Genomic DNA, 15,807 nt, shown 5'->3' on the forward strand with positions numbered 1-15,807 from the left:
TGGAAAAGGAAGGTTTAGTAAAAGTAATAAAAGAAAGAACAAAAGGCAGAAGAAAAAGTATATGGCTAATGCGCCAGGCTGGGAGGTATCTCCCAGAGTATCACAAAGTAGTACAAAAATCAGCTAACTTTATTAGTCTTTGTTATACGCCAGATTTGGTAAAAGAGCTCACATTACAACCAATAGAAAGATTTGGCTTAGATGCTGCTATAATCTTTTCGGATATTTTAGTAATAGCAGATGCGCTTGGTTTTAATGTTGAATTTATTAAGGATTTTGGACCAAAGATTCACCCAATAAATAACTATTTAGCACTAAAAAGTAAAGAAGAGGCGCTAGATAAGCTCTCACCAGTATTTAAAGCAGTAAAGCTGGTAAGAGAGAAATTACAAAAAGAAAAAGCACTAATTGGCTTTGCAGGTGGCCCTTGGACAGTTGCATCGTACATAGTAGAAGGAGGAAGTAGTAAACAGCTGCTACAAATAAAAAAGATGTGTTACACAAATAAGTCTGATTTTGAGTTTATTATAGGAAGGTTAGTAGATGTAACTACTGCTTACCTTATAAGGAAAATAGAAAGTGGAGTGGACATTATACAGCTTTTTGAGAGTAATGCAGGGTTACTTACAGAAGAGATTTTTGATAAATGGGTAATAAAGCCTACAAGAAAAATAGTATCTAGTATTAGGAGTAAATATCCAGAATTTCCAATAATAGGATTTCCAAGAAATGCAGGTTTGTTTTATAAAAAATACGCTACGCAAACTGGTATCTCTGCTGTAAGCGTAGATTATAGTATGCCTATAAATTGGATTAGGGATAACATAGAACTACCAGTACAAGGAAATTTGGACCCGTATTTGCTAGCATATGATAAAGCAGGAGCAATTGAGCAAGCAAAGAAGATAATGGATTGTTTTGTAGATAAGCCGTTTATATTTAATCTAGGTCATGGTATAATACCAGATACTCCAGTTGAGCATGTTGAAGAGTTGGTTAAATTTATTAACAACTATTAATTTATATTTTAATAGATTATTATCGTTTTAGTTGTATTCTTGTGCAAAAATAGTGAAATACTTATGAAATCAAGATTTCTTATATTATTGATTTTGCTGCTATTGTGTCCTTATGTTGTAATAAGCAGAGATAGGATTGTAGAGTTCGAATTGCTAGTTGGCAAAGTGGAAGATTCAAAAATTGAAGCAGCTTTAAAAGCAAAAATTGAAACTGGGTGGCATATATACTACAAAGATAATGGGGATTTTGGTATACCAACGTCATTTAGCTTTGATGATAAAATGTTTATTGTCAAAACACATTGGCCAAAACCAAAATTGCATATATACAGAATAGAGGAAGATGCATTTATAAGTTTTATATATGAAGGCATTGTTGTATTTCCAATGACAATTGATTTACTAAAAAACAGTAATGGTGCTGAATTTTTGTTAACAGTTGAATATGCTGTTTGCAAAGAAATATGCATTCCAAAAAAAGAAGGGATTAGGCTTAAAATTGGATCTGATTATTTTATAGACAAAAGGGTCAGCAATTTGATAAACGAATGGAATAATCTTTAAAATTTCAAGAATTATTGTAAGATCATTTTTTGCTATAGTACTTGTAGAATTGATTAAAAAATAGACATGTTACGAGGAAATTCTTACCCTTATTTACATTCAGTTAATTATTTGTATATTTGATTTAATTATAAAGTTTAGAAAATGAAAAAAACCATTTTTTAGATATAGTAAATTCACTATACAAAAGGACTATTATTAAAAATAATAGATTTGTGAGAATAAAAGATATGACATTCGTTAGACTTAAGAAAAAAAGTAATAGAATTTATAAACTCTGGATATTCGAAAGCTGAAGCTTGTAGGGTTTTTAAAATTGGAAGAAGCACTATTTTCGAGTGGTTAAAGAAGCTAAGAAACTTGAGCGTAAAAAAAGAGTAAACAAAGCAAAGATGAGCAAAAGCTCGTTCAACTATAGTCTTTCCTAAACTGAATGATAAACCTCAATAATAGCGTTACCAACAACAAGAAGAAATGTTGATGCATTTGAGGTAACTTTTGATGGTATGCGAGCAATGTTCAATGGGGTTCAAATCAGGAGAATATGGAGGAAGATAGAGTAAATTGCCTTTTCAATTAATTCTCTTGTTTTAGCGGTTTTATTGCATTATCGATAACTACAGTTGTATTAACAGGCAGCTCCGGTAGTGTTCTAACCATGTATTAAATACTTCTTTATCACAACCTCCAGTAAAAGTCATTGAAATCTTCTTCCATCCTATTATGTTCTCGTCTTTTGCCAGTGCATGTATTTTCTCTCCTCTTGTCCATATTCTCTATATAATCTTTCATCTCTTGATAAATTTTTTTTAATGTGATTTTTAGCTGTTGTACCAAATTGCGCTTATTCCGAAACCAATTTCATCTCTGCCAGCTGGATGCTTTTTTACATATTCTTCTAGGGATCTATTTTTCGGATAAAATTACCATTTTTTGCTGGTTTTAACCAACAGCTTTCTTTTTTAGCCATCTGTACAATTCCTATTTCTAAAAGCTCCGCAACCTCAGCTTTCGACTTCCCTTTCTCAACCATAGATACCGCTTTCTCCCGTAAATCTAAGCTATCTCTTTATATACTAAAAATTTCATTATACCTTTATCACTTATTTTTGAAAGTACTATAGATGCGGGGAAAACGGCTTAATAGGACGAAATTTAATTTTCCATTCTCTAAAACGTTCTTGTACCTCATAAGCAAAAAATTCCTGTCTTCTATCAGTTTGAATTCTTTGGCAATGGAAAGGCATTCTTTTTCCTAGGTAGTGTCGACAATAAAAAATGATAATGGTATAATATTTCTTTTAAAAAGTGAGAGAAGCAAGACATGAAAGATGGGGAATGGGATAGGATAAAAGACAGCTTGCCAGGAAAAGAAGTGGCAGGAGTGCAAAAGATAACAGAAAATTTATAGCTGCAGTAATGTGGATAGGTAGAACAGTGGAGAGCTTTGCCAGCAGAATATGGAAAATGGTCAATAAGAGATTCATGAGATATCCGGTATATGGCAAATGATTTTCAATACTTTAGCAGTTAATGAAGATACAGAATGATAGATTCAACAATCATATCAACACGCAGCTGGTGCAAGAAAAAAATGTAAAGTGCAAGGGCAAGAGTTGGGGCGTTCTAAATTTCAAGCAAATTACATGCTTCATTGAGATTTTTTGTTACTGCAGATCGGATTATGCAAAAGCTTTAGATCTGATAGAAGGTAAGAATATGGAATCGCTGATAAGATGCAAACTACATGATTGAGGCCGCAGAAGCTGTAAATGCAGAGCCAGTTATGCCACCGCGTTCCAACAACCGAGAGAATACGATAAAGAGCTGTACAAAGAGAGAAATCTAATCGATTCAATAAAATCAAGCATTTCCGCAGAGTTGTTATGACAAATTAGTCATCGCTTTCTTATCTTTTTTGCTGGCATTTATCTTTGGTTGCAATAATTGTCGACACTACCTAAGGGGAACAACTTTTTTATTTTTTATGTAGTCTCTTAAATTATAAGAAAATATAGCGAATAAATCTTTCTGTTCTTGTGGTGTGTAATATGATATCGGCCACTCCCACGTATCTATAACATAAGTCTTACTATTTTTTGAGTTACAGTAATTCTGAACAGTATACAGTGTTGATCTACCCTCAAGGGCACCAATCTCAAGGCATTGAGAATTCTCATTACCTTCAAAAAAAGCTTTATATTTATTCCAGCTCTCTAAATTATGGCTAAACCAGTCTACAGAAAAGTCATAACCGGTAGTGTTTTCTGGATAAGTAACAAGTGGTTTACTCATTTTAATTAATTTTAACAGAGCAAACCCTCCTGTAAAAGAAACAAAAATAAAAGTCATGGTAATAATGACTATGAACAATAGAATTTTCTTGTAGTTAACAGTTCTCACCATTTATGCTCTATAATTCTGCGTATATTAATAATACATTTCTTAAATTTTTATAAACTATATTGTTAATTCATCTATTTTTAGTACACAAGAATTATAACCCTTGTTAAAATACTTTTCATAATTTACTATTATTTACTATTTATTGAAGTTTTACAGATGTGCAAATTTATACCTAACATAAACAGAGAAGGTTATATCTTTATAGCGATCTCCTTTATTGTGTCTTGTATAGCGTTTGCCCTTTCTTGGGGAATTGGTATCACTTTTTTATTTTTAACTTTAATCTGTATTTATTTCTTCCGTGATCCGGCAAGGGTTGTATTAAATGATGAAAATTTAATATTGAGTCCAGCTGACGGTGTAATAGATAAAATTATGGAGATCGATCATCCCTTGTTAGATCAGAAGCAAGATGGTAAACAAGAAAAATTTACGTGTGTCAGCATATTTTTAAGTGTTACGGACGTTCATGTAAATCGCGTACCAATTTCTGGTATAGTAAGGAATTTAGTATATAAAAAAGGAAGATTTTTTTCTGCAATGCTGGATAAGTCTTGCTATGAAAACGAAAAACAAGTAACTTTAATTACTTGTAAAGACGGCAAGGAGATTATTGTTGACCAAATTGCAGGATTGATTGCTCGCCGCATAGTTTGCAATTTAAAAGTTGATCAGCAAGTTAAAGCGGGAGAAAGATTTGGCATAATAAGATTTGGTAGCCGTGTTAATATATATTTTCAGCATAGCATTAAGTTAAGTGTGGTAGAGGGGCAAACTGTAGTAGGTGGTGAGACCGTAATTGCAAATTTAAAGGACAGTTCTCAAAAGAAATTAAGCTTTAACATTATATAGTATGGACGAAGATAGTAATCTTAAGTTCTTACCAATTACTAAATTATTTCCTAATGTTGTAACTCTATTGGGTTTATGTTGTGGGCTTACTGCAATTAAATTTACATTTATAAAGCAATATGAATTATCTATCATTTTTATACTAATTGCTGCAATTGTTGACGGAATAGATGGTAGAATAGCACGTTTGTTTGGGTCTACAAGTCATTTTGGTGCAGAGCTTGATTCCTTTGCTGATTTTCTTAGCTTTGGTGTAGCACCAGCATTTTTGCTTTATTTTTGGGTACTTAAAGAAATAAGGGTCATTGGGTGGATGCTTGTTATGATATACGTAACTTGTATGTCGATAAGGCTTGCACGTTTTAATATTTCACTAAATGAAAAAAAATTACCATGGCAAAATTTCTTTTTTGCTGGTGTACCTGCACCTTTAGGTGCCTTGTTGTTGCTCTTACCTGTAATTATTACCTTTCAACTTTATGAAAGCGAATATGTTTTTATTGCAGAAAAGTTTCTAACTAAAAACAATATAGCTATATATTCTGGAGTAATAGCCCTTCTTTTGGTAAGTAATATTCCAACTTTTTCTGCTAAGCATTTATACATACCAAAAAGCCTGTCTTATATATTCATGCTAATTTTTGGCATACTAATTATCTCTCTTATAACTAAACCTTGGATAACACTACCAATAGTAGGGATAGTATACATATTAACAATACCTATAAGTAGCGCGATTTATTTATACTTTGCGTATAAGAATCACTAATTACTTTATAATTAGTGATTCTTCAGTTTCTAATTTATAAAAAGTGTTAATTGTTTAGTGGAAATCAATAGAACCTTTTTGATGCAAAGGAGTATGATCAATAACATAATTAATTATATCTTGAACTTTAATTACACGACTAGGAGTATCATTTATTTGCTCATTGCCATTAATTACTTTTCCAACTATATTATTAGTTGATTTGTGTAAAGTATTAGACCTATATTCCGAACTAAGTTCATAACCAATAATTTTATCTATTGTATCTGTAATAGTAAATTCACTTTAAATCAGGACTATTGGAAAGCGCGATAGATAGCTAAATTTATGTTTTTGCATCAGTTTTCTAATTCTAGACTTTAAAAAAAATGCTCAATTGGATTCAGATCTGGTGAATATGGTGGCAAAAATATCAATTTGAATTTTTAATCAAATTTTTCGTTTTTATGGATTTGTGAAATGAAGCATTATCACAGACTATAACTTCGTTTTTTCGAAGCATAAAAACTTCTCTACATATAGTCTTTCCTAAAAGAAACGATAAACCTCAATAATAGCGTTACCAACAAGAAGAAGAAATGTTGATGCATTTGAGGTAACTTTTGATGGTGTGCGAGCAATGCTCAATGGGGTTCAAATCAGGAGAATATGGAGGAAGATAGAGTAAATTGCCTTTTCAATTAATTCTCTTGTTTTAGCGGTTTTATTGCATTATCGATAACTACAGTTGTATTAACAGGCAGCTCCGGTAGTGTTCTAACCATGTATTAAATACTTCTTTATCATAACCTCCAGTAAACAGTCATTGAAATCTTCCTCCATCCTATTATGTTCTCGTCTTTTGCCAGTGCATGTATTTTCTCTCCTCTTGTCCATATTCTCTATATAATCTTTCATCTATATATACGATTGGTCTATTTTGGCAATTTTTTCGATAAATCTTTTTCATCTCTGCCAGCTGGATGCTTTTTTACATATTCTTCTAGGGGTCTATTTTTCGGATAAAATTACCATTTTTTGCTGGTTTTAACCAACAGCTTTCTTTTTCAGCCATCTGTATAGTATTGCTATTCCAACAGCTCCACAACCTCAGCTTTCGACTTCCCTTTCTCAACCATAGATACCGCTTTCTCCCGTAAATCTAAGCTATCTCTTTATATATTAAAAATTTCATTATACCTTTATCACTTATTTTTGAAAGTACTATAAAAGCCTAATACCTCTTTTTTTGATCTATGCCGAATTTGCTTACTTTAACCTTGAAAAACATTCCATCCATATTGAATAAATGGTTTGCAAATACGCCACTTATTGGTAGCAATTTATCTGTAATGCTGGATATTGTTGCAGCTGATATCTTATAATTTCTTCAATATGCGATTTTGTAACTCATACCGCTGTGCTAATTTTCAAGTTCAGGATGTAAATTAGTCTGCCTCTTTTTGTGGTTCAAAACTTCCATCTCTATCTCGAAAGCTCAAATGAGTCTGTATCTGTGTATACAGTCTTTGAGCTTTTCTACGATTTCATTCTCATTTATTTTCTTTCTAAACTTGCCTCTAGTAACTTTTTGATTAGCAGTTCCTCCTTTTCCAGTTAGTTTCTCGGATGGGCGATAATATGTTAACTCTTTATAGTCTACTATTCCACTGGTTTTATTCGGTGTTTTTTCGTTCATTCCTCCTTTTTTATATTATTTATATTCGGTTTGACATGGTTTGTTGAACGCTCTCTTTAAAAATAGCTTCTTCAAACAGAATGTAAAATATAATTTACATCCCTCTTTCACAACTGCTTTCTCTTTTTGTTTCTAACATATTTTGCCAGATATTTTTTGTATTTACTTTATTGTTTCCTTGAGCTATATAATCCACCCTTTCCTCGGTATCTTGAGATATATCCTGTATTATTTCAGAGGATTGATACTTTTCTGATCTTATAAAATATCCTTTCTTAACAGCATCGCAAACAGCTAATCCTCCTAATAAGCAATTCTTTCCTATTTCTTCCTGATTTCTAACTAATTGCTCAAATTTTTCTCGATCACATACCTTTACTTCAATCACATCCTCATTTTGCATACTATGACATAACTTAACTTTTAATTCTCCTATGCTAGTACGAAAAGTGAGCATAATGTTACTATTGTCTGAAAGGTTTGTATAATTTCTTACTTTGTCCTTTATCTCAATTTCTACTTTACTACTGCCTATTTTAATCACATTGCCACCAAGTACTATGTTTCCTTGATTTAACCTTAAATCCCTTGTTCCATCTATAATTTTAGCAGTATCTATTATACTGTTTGGTAAATATTCTAAGTAAAAAGTAGTATTGTCTATCTCTACGCGACTGACTTCACCTTCATATGTTGCTTTTGTTGCAACGTCATGCAAATCTCTAGTAAGGTTGAAAAATTCAGAATTAGCCTTTAGCATTTTAACCTTGTGATTTTTTAATAATACTTCTAATTCTTCATTCATTTTCTGATACTTACTAATATCAGCTCCTTTTGATATCAGCTTACAAATTATATCACTTGCAATTTCAGGGTTCTCCTTTACTCCATTTAATTGTTCAATTTCTGCCATAACTAGATTGACAAAACCGTGTTTTATTTTTATTCCCAACTCTAACGCTTCATTTACAGCTTTATTTAGTCCAATAATATCTTTAGCTATTCCATCTGAGAACTTATCTGATTTGTTGTCAGGTATTTCTTCTATATCTTTTTGTTCAGAAAATTCTACAATATCTATATTAGTGCTTTCTTCTAGCTCTTGATCAAATTCCTGTACAAAATCGGGATAAAGATCAGGTATCTCTTCCACATAAGATCCTAATTTATCATAAAAACTATCATCAAGCGGAGCACTAGGAGCATATTCATCCACTGGAGCAGTTGATGATTGGTTGTTTTCTCTGCTTTTTAAGGCACTTTCTATTATATCTCTAATTCTTCTATCTTCATTTACCATTTGCATAAGGTTTGGTAACCCTTGAGTCCCACCAGTCAGTACCTCTTTTGTTTTTGCAATCATTTTATTAATGAGACCCTTTGGTCTGAAATATTCAACACTAGAAAATACTGCTAACCTTTCTATGATTTTATATGCTCTTTCTCTTTCCTCTTCTTCACAATTCTTATCACATGCTTTTCTAATCGCTATATGTATAGGTGTCCAGCCCTTATCATTACCAATACTTGGCTTTGCTCCTTGCAACAATAACCTTTTCACAGCATCTTTGTGACTATTGCTAGTGGCTATTGACATGGGTGTTGCTTTTTTGTAATTAGCATCATTTTCAACATATATAACACTGCTTTCATCAGCACTGCCATCTTGCATGTTGATAAACTTTTCTTCTCCAGACCCAACTTCCGATTCTGTAAAATTTCCACATTGAACATTAATATCTGCTTTATTTTCTATAAAAAAATCCATGAGGTGTTCGTGGCCATATTTAGCAGCTATATGAATAGGTGCTATTCCATTTTTATTTTTTGCATTAATATCTATTCCGTTTCCTACAAGAAAGTTAAGCATTTCCCTACTACATCCTAGTTTAACTGCGTGATGCAAAAGTGTGTTTCCTTTTTTATCCACAGCGCTGGAAAGTAGAACTCTAGCTTTTTCACCATCTATCTCTTCATCACTCTCAATTCCATCACTATCTACCTGATGAGGAAGTAATGTTTTTAACATTCTCAAACTTCTTATTTTTACTGCATAGTGAAGCGCTGTATAGCCATACCCATCTTCTGCTTCTATATTTGCTCCTTGCCATATAAGCTGTTTAACTACTTCAGGTTTCATATCTTCGACAGCAAAAAACAACGGTGTGTTACCATTTTTATTACGAATATTAACATCCATACCTGCAGCAATAAGTTCATTTACATTTTTCACTGCTGTATCTTCAGAATAATCGTTACTATTACTATTTAACGGATCATTATCTGGCGAAAGTAAATCACATTTAGTAGTTTTTAGATTATCTCCTGTATAGTCATTACACGCAGCATAATGTAAAGCACTGTTACCTTTACTGTCTGTATACTTAATATTTGCTCCTCTTGCTAATATTCTATGTATTACTTCTGTAGAATTTGAAAATGCAGCAAGTGATAATGGAACCCATCCATTCTGGTTTTCTATATTGACATTTACATTTTTACCTTGATCTAGAATAGATTCTGCAACACGCACGTCTTTATTAGAAAGGGCAAGATGTAATGCTGTGTTTTGATCCTTATTTGTAATGTTAATTCCTTGATTTTTTTCTACAAGAAGCTCTGTCCCCTCAACATATCCACGATCAGCTGCGTAATGTAGTGGTGTATTGCCATAATTATCTTGAATATCAACTCTTGCTCCTTGCTCCAAAAGACAACTTATACTCTCATCACATTCATGGGATCCACTATTATCGGCAACATAATGCAGTGGTGTTTTTCCATATTTGTCTTGCACATTTGGATTAGCACCAGCTTTCAATAATAGATCTAGGACATCAATATTAAAGTTAACTACTTCATGTAGTACTGTTATTTTTGATTCTCCTCTTTTAAGATCAAATACTACTTTTAAGTCTCGATCATTCTTATAAGCTTCTAAAAATTTCTTAAGTTCTACAGTACCAGGACGATCATATTCAAAATCTGTGTTGAAATCATAAACTCCTAAATATAATCTTAAATTTTTCAATTTGTTCAAAAATTCACTATTTAATTTTCTTTGATTCTTTGTTAGTTTTAGCTCTTCACTAGACCACTTAGCTATTTGCTCTTCCCATAAATCTTCCGGTATATCCTCTCTACTTAAAGAACTTTCCTCCGCAGCCATATTTTTCCCCTCTACCTGTTTTGTATGCTATATTTAGTTTATAGACGTAAGTTAAATTTTCTCTTAAAGGACATCTGAAGATTTTAAGGAATTAGCTAAATAGATAACATTAGAGTACTTTTTTTCCTTACATTACTTGCAACTAAAGGAAACATCATGCTTATATAGTTTAGGTTATGCTGTAAAAAGCTTTCATTAAGCTCTGACAAACTATCTATTATTTTCTCTGTAGTAGAATGATTTACAGAACCTTTATACTCTTCCTCTATTTCTTTTATACGATTTAAAATAACACGCCGCTCTTCCAATTCAATTCGTTTATATATTGTCATGCTCAAATTAAACTCTCCTACGTCTTCAGGACGTTTCATATCTATGTATGAACGCTTTTGTTGGCCTTGCTTTTTTAGTTCTTCAACATTTGATATTTTAACTGATTCATAAGATGATAACATCATATCCCCCCTTATTGAATATGATAAAATTAGAATATTATAGATAATATTCAATCAATAAACTTCTTCAAGCAAATTGTTATATTATCAAAAGAAACATTCTTCCCTTCTGGCAGATACTTTCCTTCGAGTGATAAAACCTTCACTCACTTCTGTAATTTTAACTCTATCAAGTTTAAATCTTCTTTCCCATTTGGCTAAAGCTTCAGCAACTGCTGCATAGATCTCCAAGTTTCGATTTATCTATAAGTTCAAATAGTCTAGAGCCATCTCATAACTCTACTGCCAATTGGTGTGGTTAGAATATCAACTATCGATTGCTTTAAATGCTCTAACCCTTCTAATACCTTACCATTACTGACACTCATTCCCCTCATGTTTTAATTACAAAATACATTATACTTATTACTTCAAATCCACATGAGACTAAATCTCCCACTCTTGCTATACCAAAGCAAAAACAGTAGCTGAATTAACACTTTATTTTCTGTGAAATTATCAGACTTTCTTGCAACAGGATTTCCATTTACAAACATATCATTGCTTCCTTTAGTACAAATATGTGGTTACGCAATAATCTCCTATTCGAACAACAATAGACCTCTTTCGAAACTCATATAGAAAATTATAAATAGCAGCAATCAAATTGAATCTCAGAGCAAAACTCTGCGATAATTTTGAATCTAACCCAATCACATTCTCTATTACCACTCTTTTGCTCATGGGTTCCCGATTTTCTTTCTTTTGTTCGTTAGTCAATTTTTTGTTTTTCTATGTGGCAGCTCTCATGAATTTTTCTCATCCCTCTGTATCCACTATCCGCTAAAACTTTAACAATTTTTGATTCCTTGAATATTCGAAAATTCTGCCGTTTGCAAATGATTTGCTCTGTTTTTCTACAATTAACTGAGTTTTGAATGTATTTCTTACCTGAATTCGTTGCTTTTTTTGGGTCTTTCTATCGGTGTTTCTGTACTATCTATCACTAAAACTTCATATTCCATATCACTTTTTAATAATTCTTTTCGATTCGGTAACGCAAAATCTGGGTGCTCTATTATTCTACCCACTTTACTGTTTTATATCTCCCATAGCTTTGTGCAACATGGAAATAGGTCCACGAATAATGCCATTAATTTCCTCATTTAGCCTTCCTCTTTTTTCCTGTAGAACTTTCACTATCTTATTGAATTTTTAGCCCTTGCGAAATTTCTCATCCTCCAACTCTTTTACTATTTTATATTTTTTTGAAACCTTCCCCTTTTCTGATTTTAGGCTAGTTTCGATAGAGGTCTATTGAAATTTTTTTGGAGCAAGAAATTTAGTAAGAAGCGTAGCAACCAATCCTTTAGGTGCTATCTTCTTGAATTGCTTCTCCACTAATTCTTCTTTTTCCTTCTTATCAAGTTTATCAAACTCTTCCTTTTTAATTCCAAGACGTGTATAGTGGTCTGTAGCCATAATCTTATTTATTAATTAATTTACAAATTGTACTTATTTTATATTAAAATAATGTTAATTTATTAATAAATATAATTTTATATATTGCTTGTTTTTATTTCAGCCTGTAAAAAATTAATAGCTCCTATCTCTATACACTTATGGTAGAATGGCTCAAATCAGATGAACCTATTGAATATTTAAATGCTGTAGAATTTATGGAAGAGAGGATTAAGCTGATCTCTGGTGGAATAAAACCAGAGCTAATTTGGCTACTTGAACATCCAGCAATATATACAGCAGGTATCAGCGCAGATGCAGCAGAGATAAGTACAAATGTCACCATTCCTGTTTTTCAAACTGGTCGTGGAGGTAAGTATACCTATCATGGTCCAGGGCAACGGGTAATCTATGCAATGCTTGATCTTAAAAAAAGAAATAAATGCGATGTAAGGCTGTATATCAAAAATTTAAGTACCTGGATAATAAACAGCCTACGCCATTTTTCAATCTATGGAGAGTTTAAAAGTGACTTAATAGGAGTGTGGGTAAATACAAATGGAAAAGAAGAAAAGATTGCAGCTTTTGGCATAAAGATAAGAAAGTGGATCACTTATCATGGTATTGCCTTAAATGTTCACCCTGATCTATCCCACTATAACAGCATAATCCCTTGTGGCATTAGTGAATATGGAATCACTTCTATGAAAAAATTAGGAATTAAACCCTCCCTAAGTGCAGTTGATGAAGTTTTACAAAAAGAATTCTATAAAGTATTTTCTAAAACATAATTACAATTGTTGACAAAAATCTTATAAAAATGAAAAACATTAAGAAAGCAATAATCTCAAGTGTAATCTGCAACGTAATTTTATGGTATGGTTATACTTTATTTGGCGTTTTAATTTATATAATAAGTGATGTTTTTTTCTCGTCAGAAGGCTATTACATAAGTTTAATAAAAGCCCTTAGTGTTTTTGCTATTGGTTTTTTAGCAAGACCATTTGGCGCAGTTGTATTTGGGCACATTGGTGATAAATACGGCAGAAGAATTGCCCTACTTATCTCAACGCTACTTATGTCTGCTTCATCTGCATTTATTGCATTTGTACCGAGTTATAGTAGTATAGGGATATTTGCATCACTGCTTATAGCAATACTTCGTTTATTACAAGGAATGGCAATGGGAGGAGAAGCAGGTAGCTCAGTTTTTTTAATTGAAAATGCAGATAATAAAAAAAATCTAAGTTTTCTCGGTAGCATCAAAGTTTTAAGTGGCATGCTTGGTTCTATTATTTGTTTAATAGTAATAGTAATCTGTAAAAAAACATCTGATTTTGACTCTTGGGGATGGAGATTACCGTTTATATTTTCCCTATTTATGGGATTTGTTGCTATATGTACAAGATTTATCTTTGATGAAAGTTATGCATATCAAGTAAATAAAAAAAACTTATCAAAATCACCAATCTTAGAGTTTATTAAGTACTATAAAAGACCACTCCTTATATCCATAGGAATTGGCATTGCTCAAAATGCTTCTGTTTACGCTCTTTTAGTATTTTTTAAAACTTATATAAGGGAAGTATCATCAGTAAATTTTGATATTACCTACATAATAGAAATTTTTGGCAATCTACTGTATGGAATACTTGCTGTATCCTTTGCTATTTTATCTGATAAGATAGGAAAAAAAGCTATAATGGTATTATCTTGTGTTACACTAGCTATAACCAGTTTTCCAGCTTTTCTTATGCTACACTCTAATAGCTATCTAGCTATTATATTTGCGTATTTGATGTTTGCTGTGCCTAGTGCAGCATCATTTGGCATATATAACGCAATTGTGTGTGAATTATTCCCAACAAAAGTTAGATACACTGGTTTGAGTTTGGCACATAATATTTCAGCAGGAGTTTTTGGTGGATTCTCGCCTTTAATATGCACTTGGCTTGTGATGGCAACAGGAATTAAGATTTCCCCAGGATTTTATATAATCTTCTCTGCAATGATCAGTTTAATATCTGTATTACAAATTAAAAAAAGCGATAAGAATATTGATTGGTAATCTGATGTTTAGATGCCTTAAAACACAGTGAATTCACCTATGTTTTCCTATCCATATATCTACTTGTACTGAAAGATCTTGAATAGTAGTATTTGAAAAAGTAGTACTAATTGATTTCTTAATCTTTTCTTCTTCCTCTCTACAAACCGCTATACTACAAGATATGTCTTTTGCACAATTAAAAAGTATTTCTGTATAGTTATAAATTATATCTGCTATCTCTTTGCTTTTTAAACGTTTACAACATTTCATATTATGTTGCAATTGATTAACAACACCATCTTGTATTAAAACATAAGTCGATTTAGTAATGTCCTCTAGCTTTAATTGATAATAACATATGCATCTTGTAATTAAATCTAGTATATTTATTTTATATAAATCTTGTGATTCAGTGCTTTGCTCAGGTTGTATACTTTTTAAAGCATGTTGAATAATGATGTATGCAATTCTGCTAGGTGTACTAATATAAGGCTTCAATAGCCCTATTCGTTTATCTAATATGGCTTCAGTATTGTTAGAAATAATGTAATGATTTAAACAACCTGCACCTCCCATATCCAAATTTTGTATATAATGTATATAGCATTTACGATTAAGGCGCTTATTAGAAGCATAAGAATCACTATATGGATGATATGTATAATACTCTTGCCACTCTTGTTGAGTACCATACTCATAGTGCGATACAGTACCATCATCTTCAATATCTTTTATAAAAGAAGCTTTGTTGTGTTTTAATATTAAATGAATAATCTTTGGATCACCAACGCCAAATGCAATATTTAGAGTAGTTAATATACTACTTGAATATGACTCAATTTCAGCATAAATTATGCGATTTTCATTATCTTTAATAAATGAACAAGTACTATGTAATTCCATCTTTTTATTAAGATTATTTAATATCTCTAAAAAAGGTATATTATCTACAATTGCTGCACCATGTTTTAGAAGCAAATTAACAATATCAACACGTTTATAAGCAATAGCTAAATGTAGGTGGTTATATTCATGTATTATTAAGGAGTAAGAGGGATGGAGATAAGATTTATTGAATTTATATTCTGTTTTTATTTGAGCTCCTTTTTCCAATAGAAAATTTATTAATTGTATACTACAATTACGTATTATTGCTAACCCTAAACTTGTATCTTCTATTTGATTTGCGTCATTAATTATTACGTTACCGTTAGCTAATGCTTCTCTTATTTTGTCGATATCATTTTTTTTTATACCTTCATTGACATAATTAATTGCATCTATATTTGAAAACATCCCAATCTACTATAAAAACTTATATGTTATTTATAGTATATAAATTTTTAATTCCTTCTATGATTATTTAATAGAATTTTGCATATGTTAGTAGTTTGCAAGGGCTATT

General features: G+C 31.6%; 17 protein-coding genes and 3 pseudogenes. 7 read left to right on the top strand and 13 right to left on the bottom strand.

Translation table 11 applies throughout. The features are described from left to right. Positions 1-5: 5 nt before the first annotated feature. From hemE to AACL09_RS06290, 3 genes and pseudogenes are all read left to right on the top strand, one after another. Positions 6-1,016, top strand: a pseudogene (gene hemE, locus AACL09_RS00005) (uroporphyrinogen decarboxylase); the annotation flags it as partial. Between the two features lie 66 nt (positions 1,017-1,082). Then, on the top strand, positions 1,083-1,583 hold the full coding sequence (locus AACL09_RS00010) for a protein-disulfide reductase DsbD domain-containing protein (protein WP_339047844.1): 501 nt from the start codon (positions 1,083-1,085) through the stop codon (positions 1,581-1,583). A 270-nt stretch (positions 1,584-1,853) separates the two neighbouring features. After that, positions 1,854-1,964 (top strand): IS630 transposase-related protein, encoded by a 111-nt coding sequence (locus AACL09_RS06290; protein ID WP_410519840.1) that lies wholly within the window; start codon positions 1,854-1,856, stop codon positions 1,962-1,964. Positions 1,965-2,038: 74 nt separating this feature from the next. Here the strand turns inward: AACL09_RS06290 and AACL09_RS06295 are convergent, their stop codons facing one another. The 4 genes and pseudogenes from AACL09_RS06295 to AACL09_RS00025 form a co-directional block, all read right to left on the bottom strand. Further along, on the bottom strand, positions 2,039-2,116 hold the full coding sequence (locus AACL09_RS06295; RefSeq protein ID WP_410519830.1) for a hypothetical protein: 78 nt from the start codon (positions 2,114-2,116) through the stop codon (positions 2,039-2,041). Between the two features lie 365 nt (positions 2,117-2,481). Next, a complete protein-coding gene (locus AACL09_RS00015) occupies positions 2,482-2,616 on the bottom strand; it encodes a hypothetical protein (protein ID WP_339047846.1) in 135 nt (44 codons plus the stop codon). Between the two features lie 88 nt (positions 2,617-2,704). Continuing rightward, a pseudogene (locus AACL09_RS00020) lies at positions 2,705-2,836 on the bottom strand (IS481 family transposase); the annotation flags it as partial. 703 nt (positions 2,837-3,539) lie between these two features. Then, positions 3,540-3,935, bottom strand: a complete 396-nt coding sequence (locus AACL09_RS00025; RefSeq protein WP_339047848.1) for a hypothetical protein — start codon at positions 3,933-3,935, stop codon at positions 3,540-3,542. Between the two features lie 210 nt (positions 3,936-4,145). On the opposite strand from AACL09_RS00025, the gene AACL09_RS00030 reads away from it, so the two are divergent. Together AACL09_RS00030 and pssA are read left to right on the top strand one after the other, a co-directional pair. Beyond that, positions 4,146-4,841: a phosphatidylserine decarboxylase gene (locus AACL09_RS00030; protein ID WP_339047850.1), complete on the top strand. Its 696-nt coding sequence runs from the start codon at positions 4,146-4,148 to the stop codon at positions 4,839-4,841. Between the two features lies 1 nt (position 4,842). Further along, positions 4,843-5,610, top strand: coding sequence for a CDP-diacylglycerol--serine O-phosphatidyltransferase (gene pssA / locus AACL09_RS00035; protein WP_339047852.1), 768 nt, complete (start codon positions 4,843-4,845; stop codon positions 5,608-5,610). A 359-nt stretch (positions 5,611-5,969) separates the two neighbouring features. On the opposite strand, the gene AACL09_RS00040 is transcribed toward pssA, so the two are convergent. The 8 genes and pseudogenes from AACL09_RS00040 to AACL09_RS00075 all read right to left on the bottom strand — a co-directional run bounded on the left by AACL09_RS00040 (position 5,970) and on the right by AACL09_RS00075 (position 12,373). Beyond that, the gene (locus tag AACL09_RS00040; RefSeq protein ID WP_339049053.1) at positions 5,970-6,026 is read right to left on the bottom strand and encodes a hypothetical protein; all 57 of its coding nucleotides are present in this window, start codon (positions 6,024-6,026) and stop codon (positions 5,970-5,972) included. Between the two features lie 143 nt (positions 6,027-6,169). After that, entirely contained in the window at positions 6,170-6,247 is a 78-nt protein-coding gene (locus AACL09_RS06300) for a hypothetical protein (protein WP_410519841.1), read from the bottom strand. A gap of 840 nt (positions 6,248-7,087) precedes the next feature. After that, a complete protein-coding gene (locus tag AACL09_RS00045; protein ID WP_339046943.1) occupies positions 7,088-7,288 on the bottom strand; it encodes a hypothetical protein in 201 nt (66 codons plus the stop codon). Between the two features lie 94 nt (positions 7,289-7,382). After that, positions 7,383-10,457 (bottom strand): ankyrin repeat domain-containing protein, encoded by a 3,075-nt coding sequence (locus AACL09_RS00050; protein WP_339047854.1) that lies wholly within the window; start codon positions 10,455-10,457, stop codon positions 7,383-7,385. Between the two features lie 95 nt (positions 10,458-10,552). After that, complete coding sequence (locus AACL09_RS00055) at positions 10,553-10,912, bottom strand: hypothetical protein (RefSeq protein WP_339047857.1); 360 nt, start codon at positions 10,910-10,912, stop codon at positions 10,553-10,555. A gap of 50 nt (positions 10,913-10,962) precedes the next feature. After that, positions 10,963-11,289: pseudogene (locus AACL09_RS00060) on the bottom strand (GPW/gp25 family protein). 549 nt (positions 11,290-11,838) lie between these two features. Further along, positions 11,839-11,982 (bottom strand): hypothetical protein, encoded by a 144-nt coding sequence (locus AACL09_RS06305; protein WP_410519805.1) that lies wholly within the window; start codon positions 11,980-11,982, stop codon positions 11,839-11,841. 223 nt (positions 11,983-12,205) lie between these two features. Then, on the bottom strand, positions 12,206-12,373 hold the full coding sequence (locus tag AACL09_RS00075; RefSeq protein ID WP_339047859.1) for a hypothetical protein: 168 nt from the start codon (positions 12,371-12,373) through the stop codon (positions 12,206-12,208). Positions 12,374-12,513: 140 nt separating this feature from the next. Here AACL09_RS00075 and lipB point away from each other — a divergent pair, with 140 nt between their 5' ends. After that, on the top strand, positions 12,514-13,143 hold the full coding sequence (lipB, locus tag AACL09_RS00080; protein WP_339047861.1) for a lipoyl(octanoyl) transferase LipB: 630 nt from the start codon (positions 12,514-12,516) through the stop codon (positions 13,141-13,143). 29 nt (positions 13,144-13,172) lie between these two features. Then, positions 13,173-14,420 carry an MFS transporter gene (locus AACL09_RS00085; RefSeq protein ID WP_339047863.1) on the top strand — a complete coding sequence of 416 codons (1,248 nt, stop codon included), beginning with the start codon at positions 13,173-13,175 and terminating at the stop codon, positions 14,418-14,420. Positions 14,421-14,453: 33 nt separating this feature from the next. Here the strand turns inward: AACL09_RS00085 and AACL09_RS00090 are convergent, their stop codons facing one another. Then, a complete protein-coding gene (locus AACL09_RS00090; RefSeq protein ID WP_339047865.1) occupies positions 14,454-15,698 on the bottom strand; it encodes a hypothetical protein in 1,245 nt (414 codons plus the stop codon). Between the last annotated feature and the right edge of the window lie 109 nt (positions 15,699-15,807).

This window comes from Candidatus Mesenet endosymbiont of Phosphuga atrata (assembly GCF_964020175.1).
Taxonomy (GTDB): Bacteria; Pseudomonadota; Alphaproteobacteria; order Rickettsiales; family Anaplasmataceae; genus Mesenet.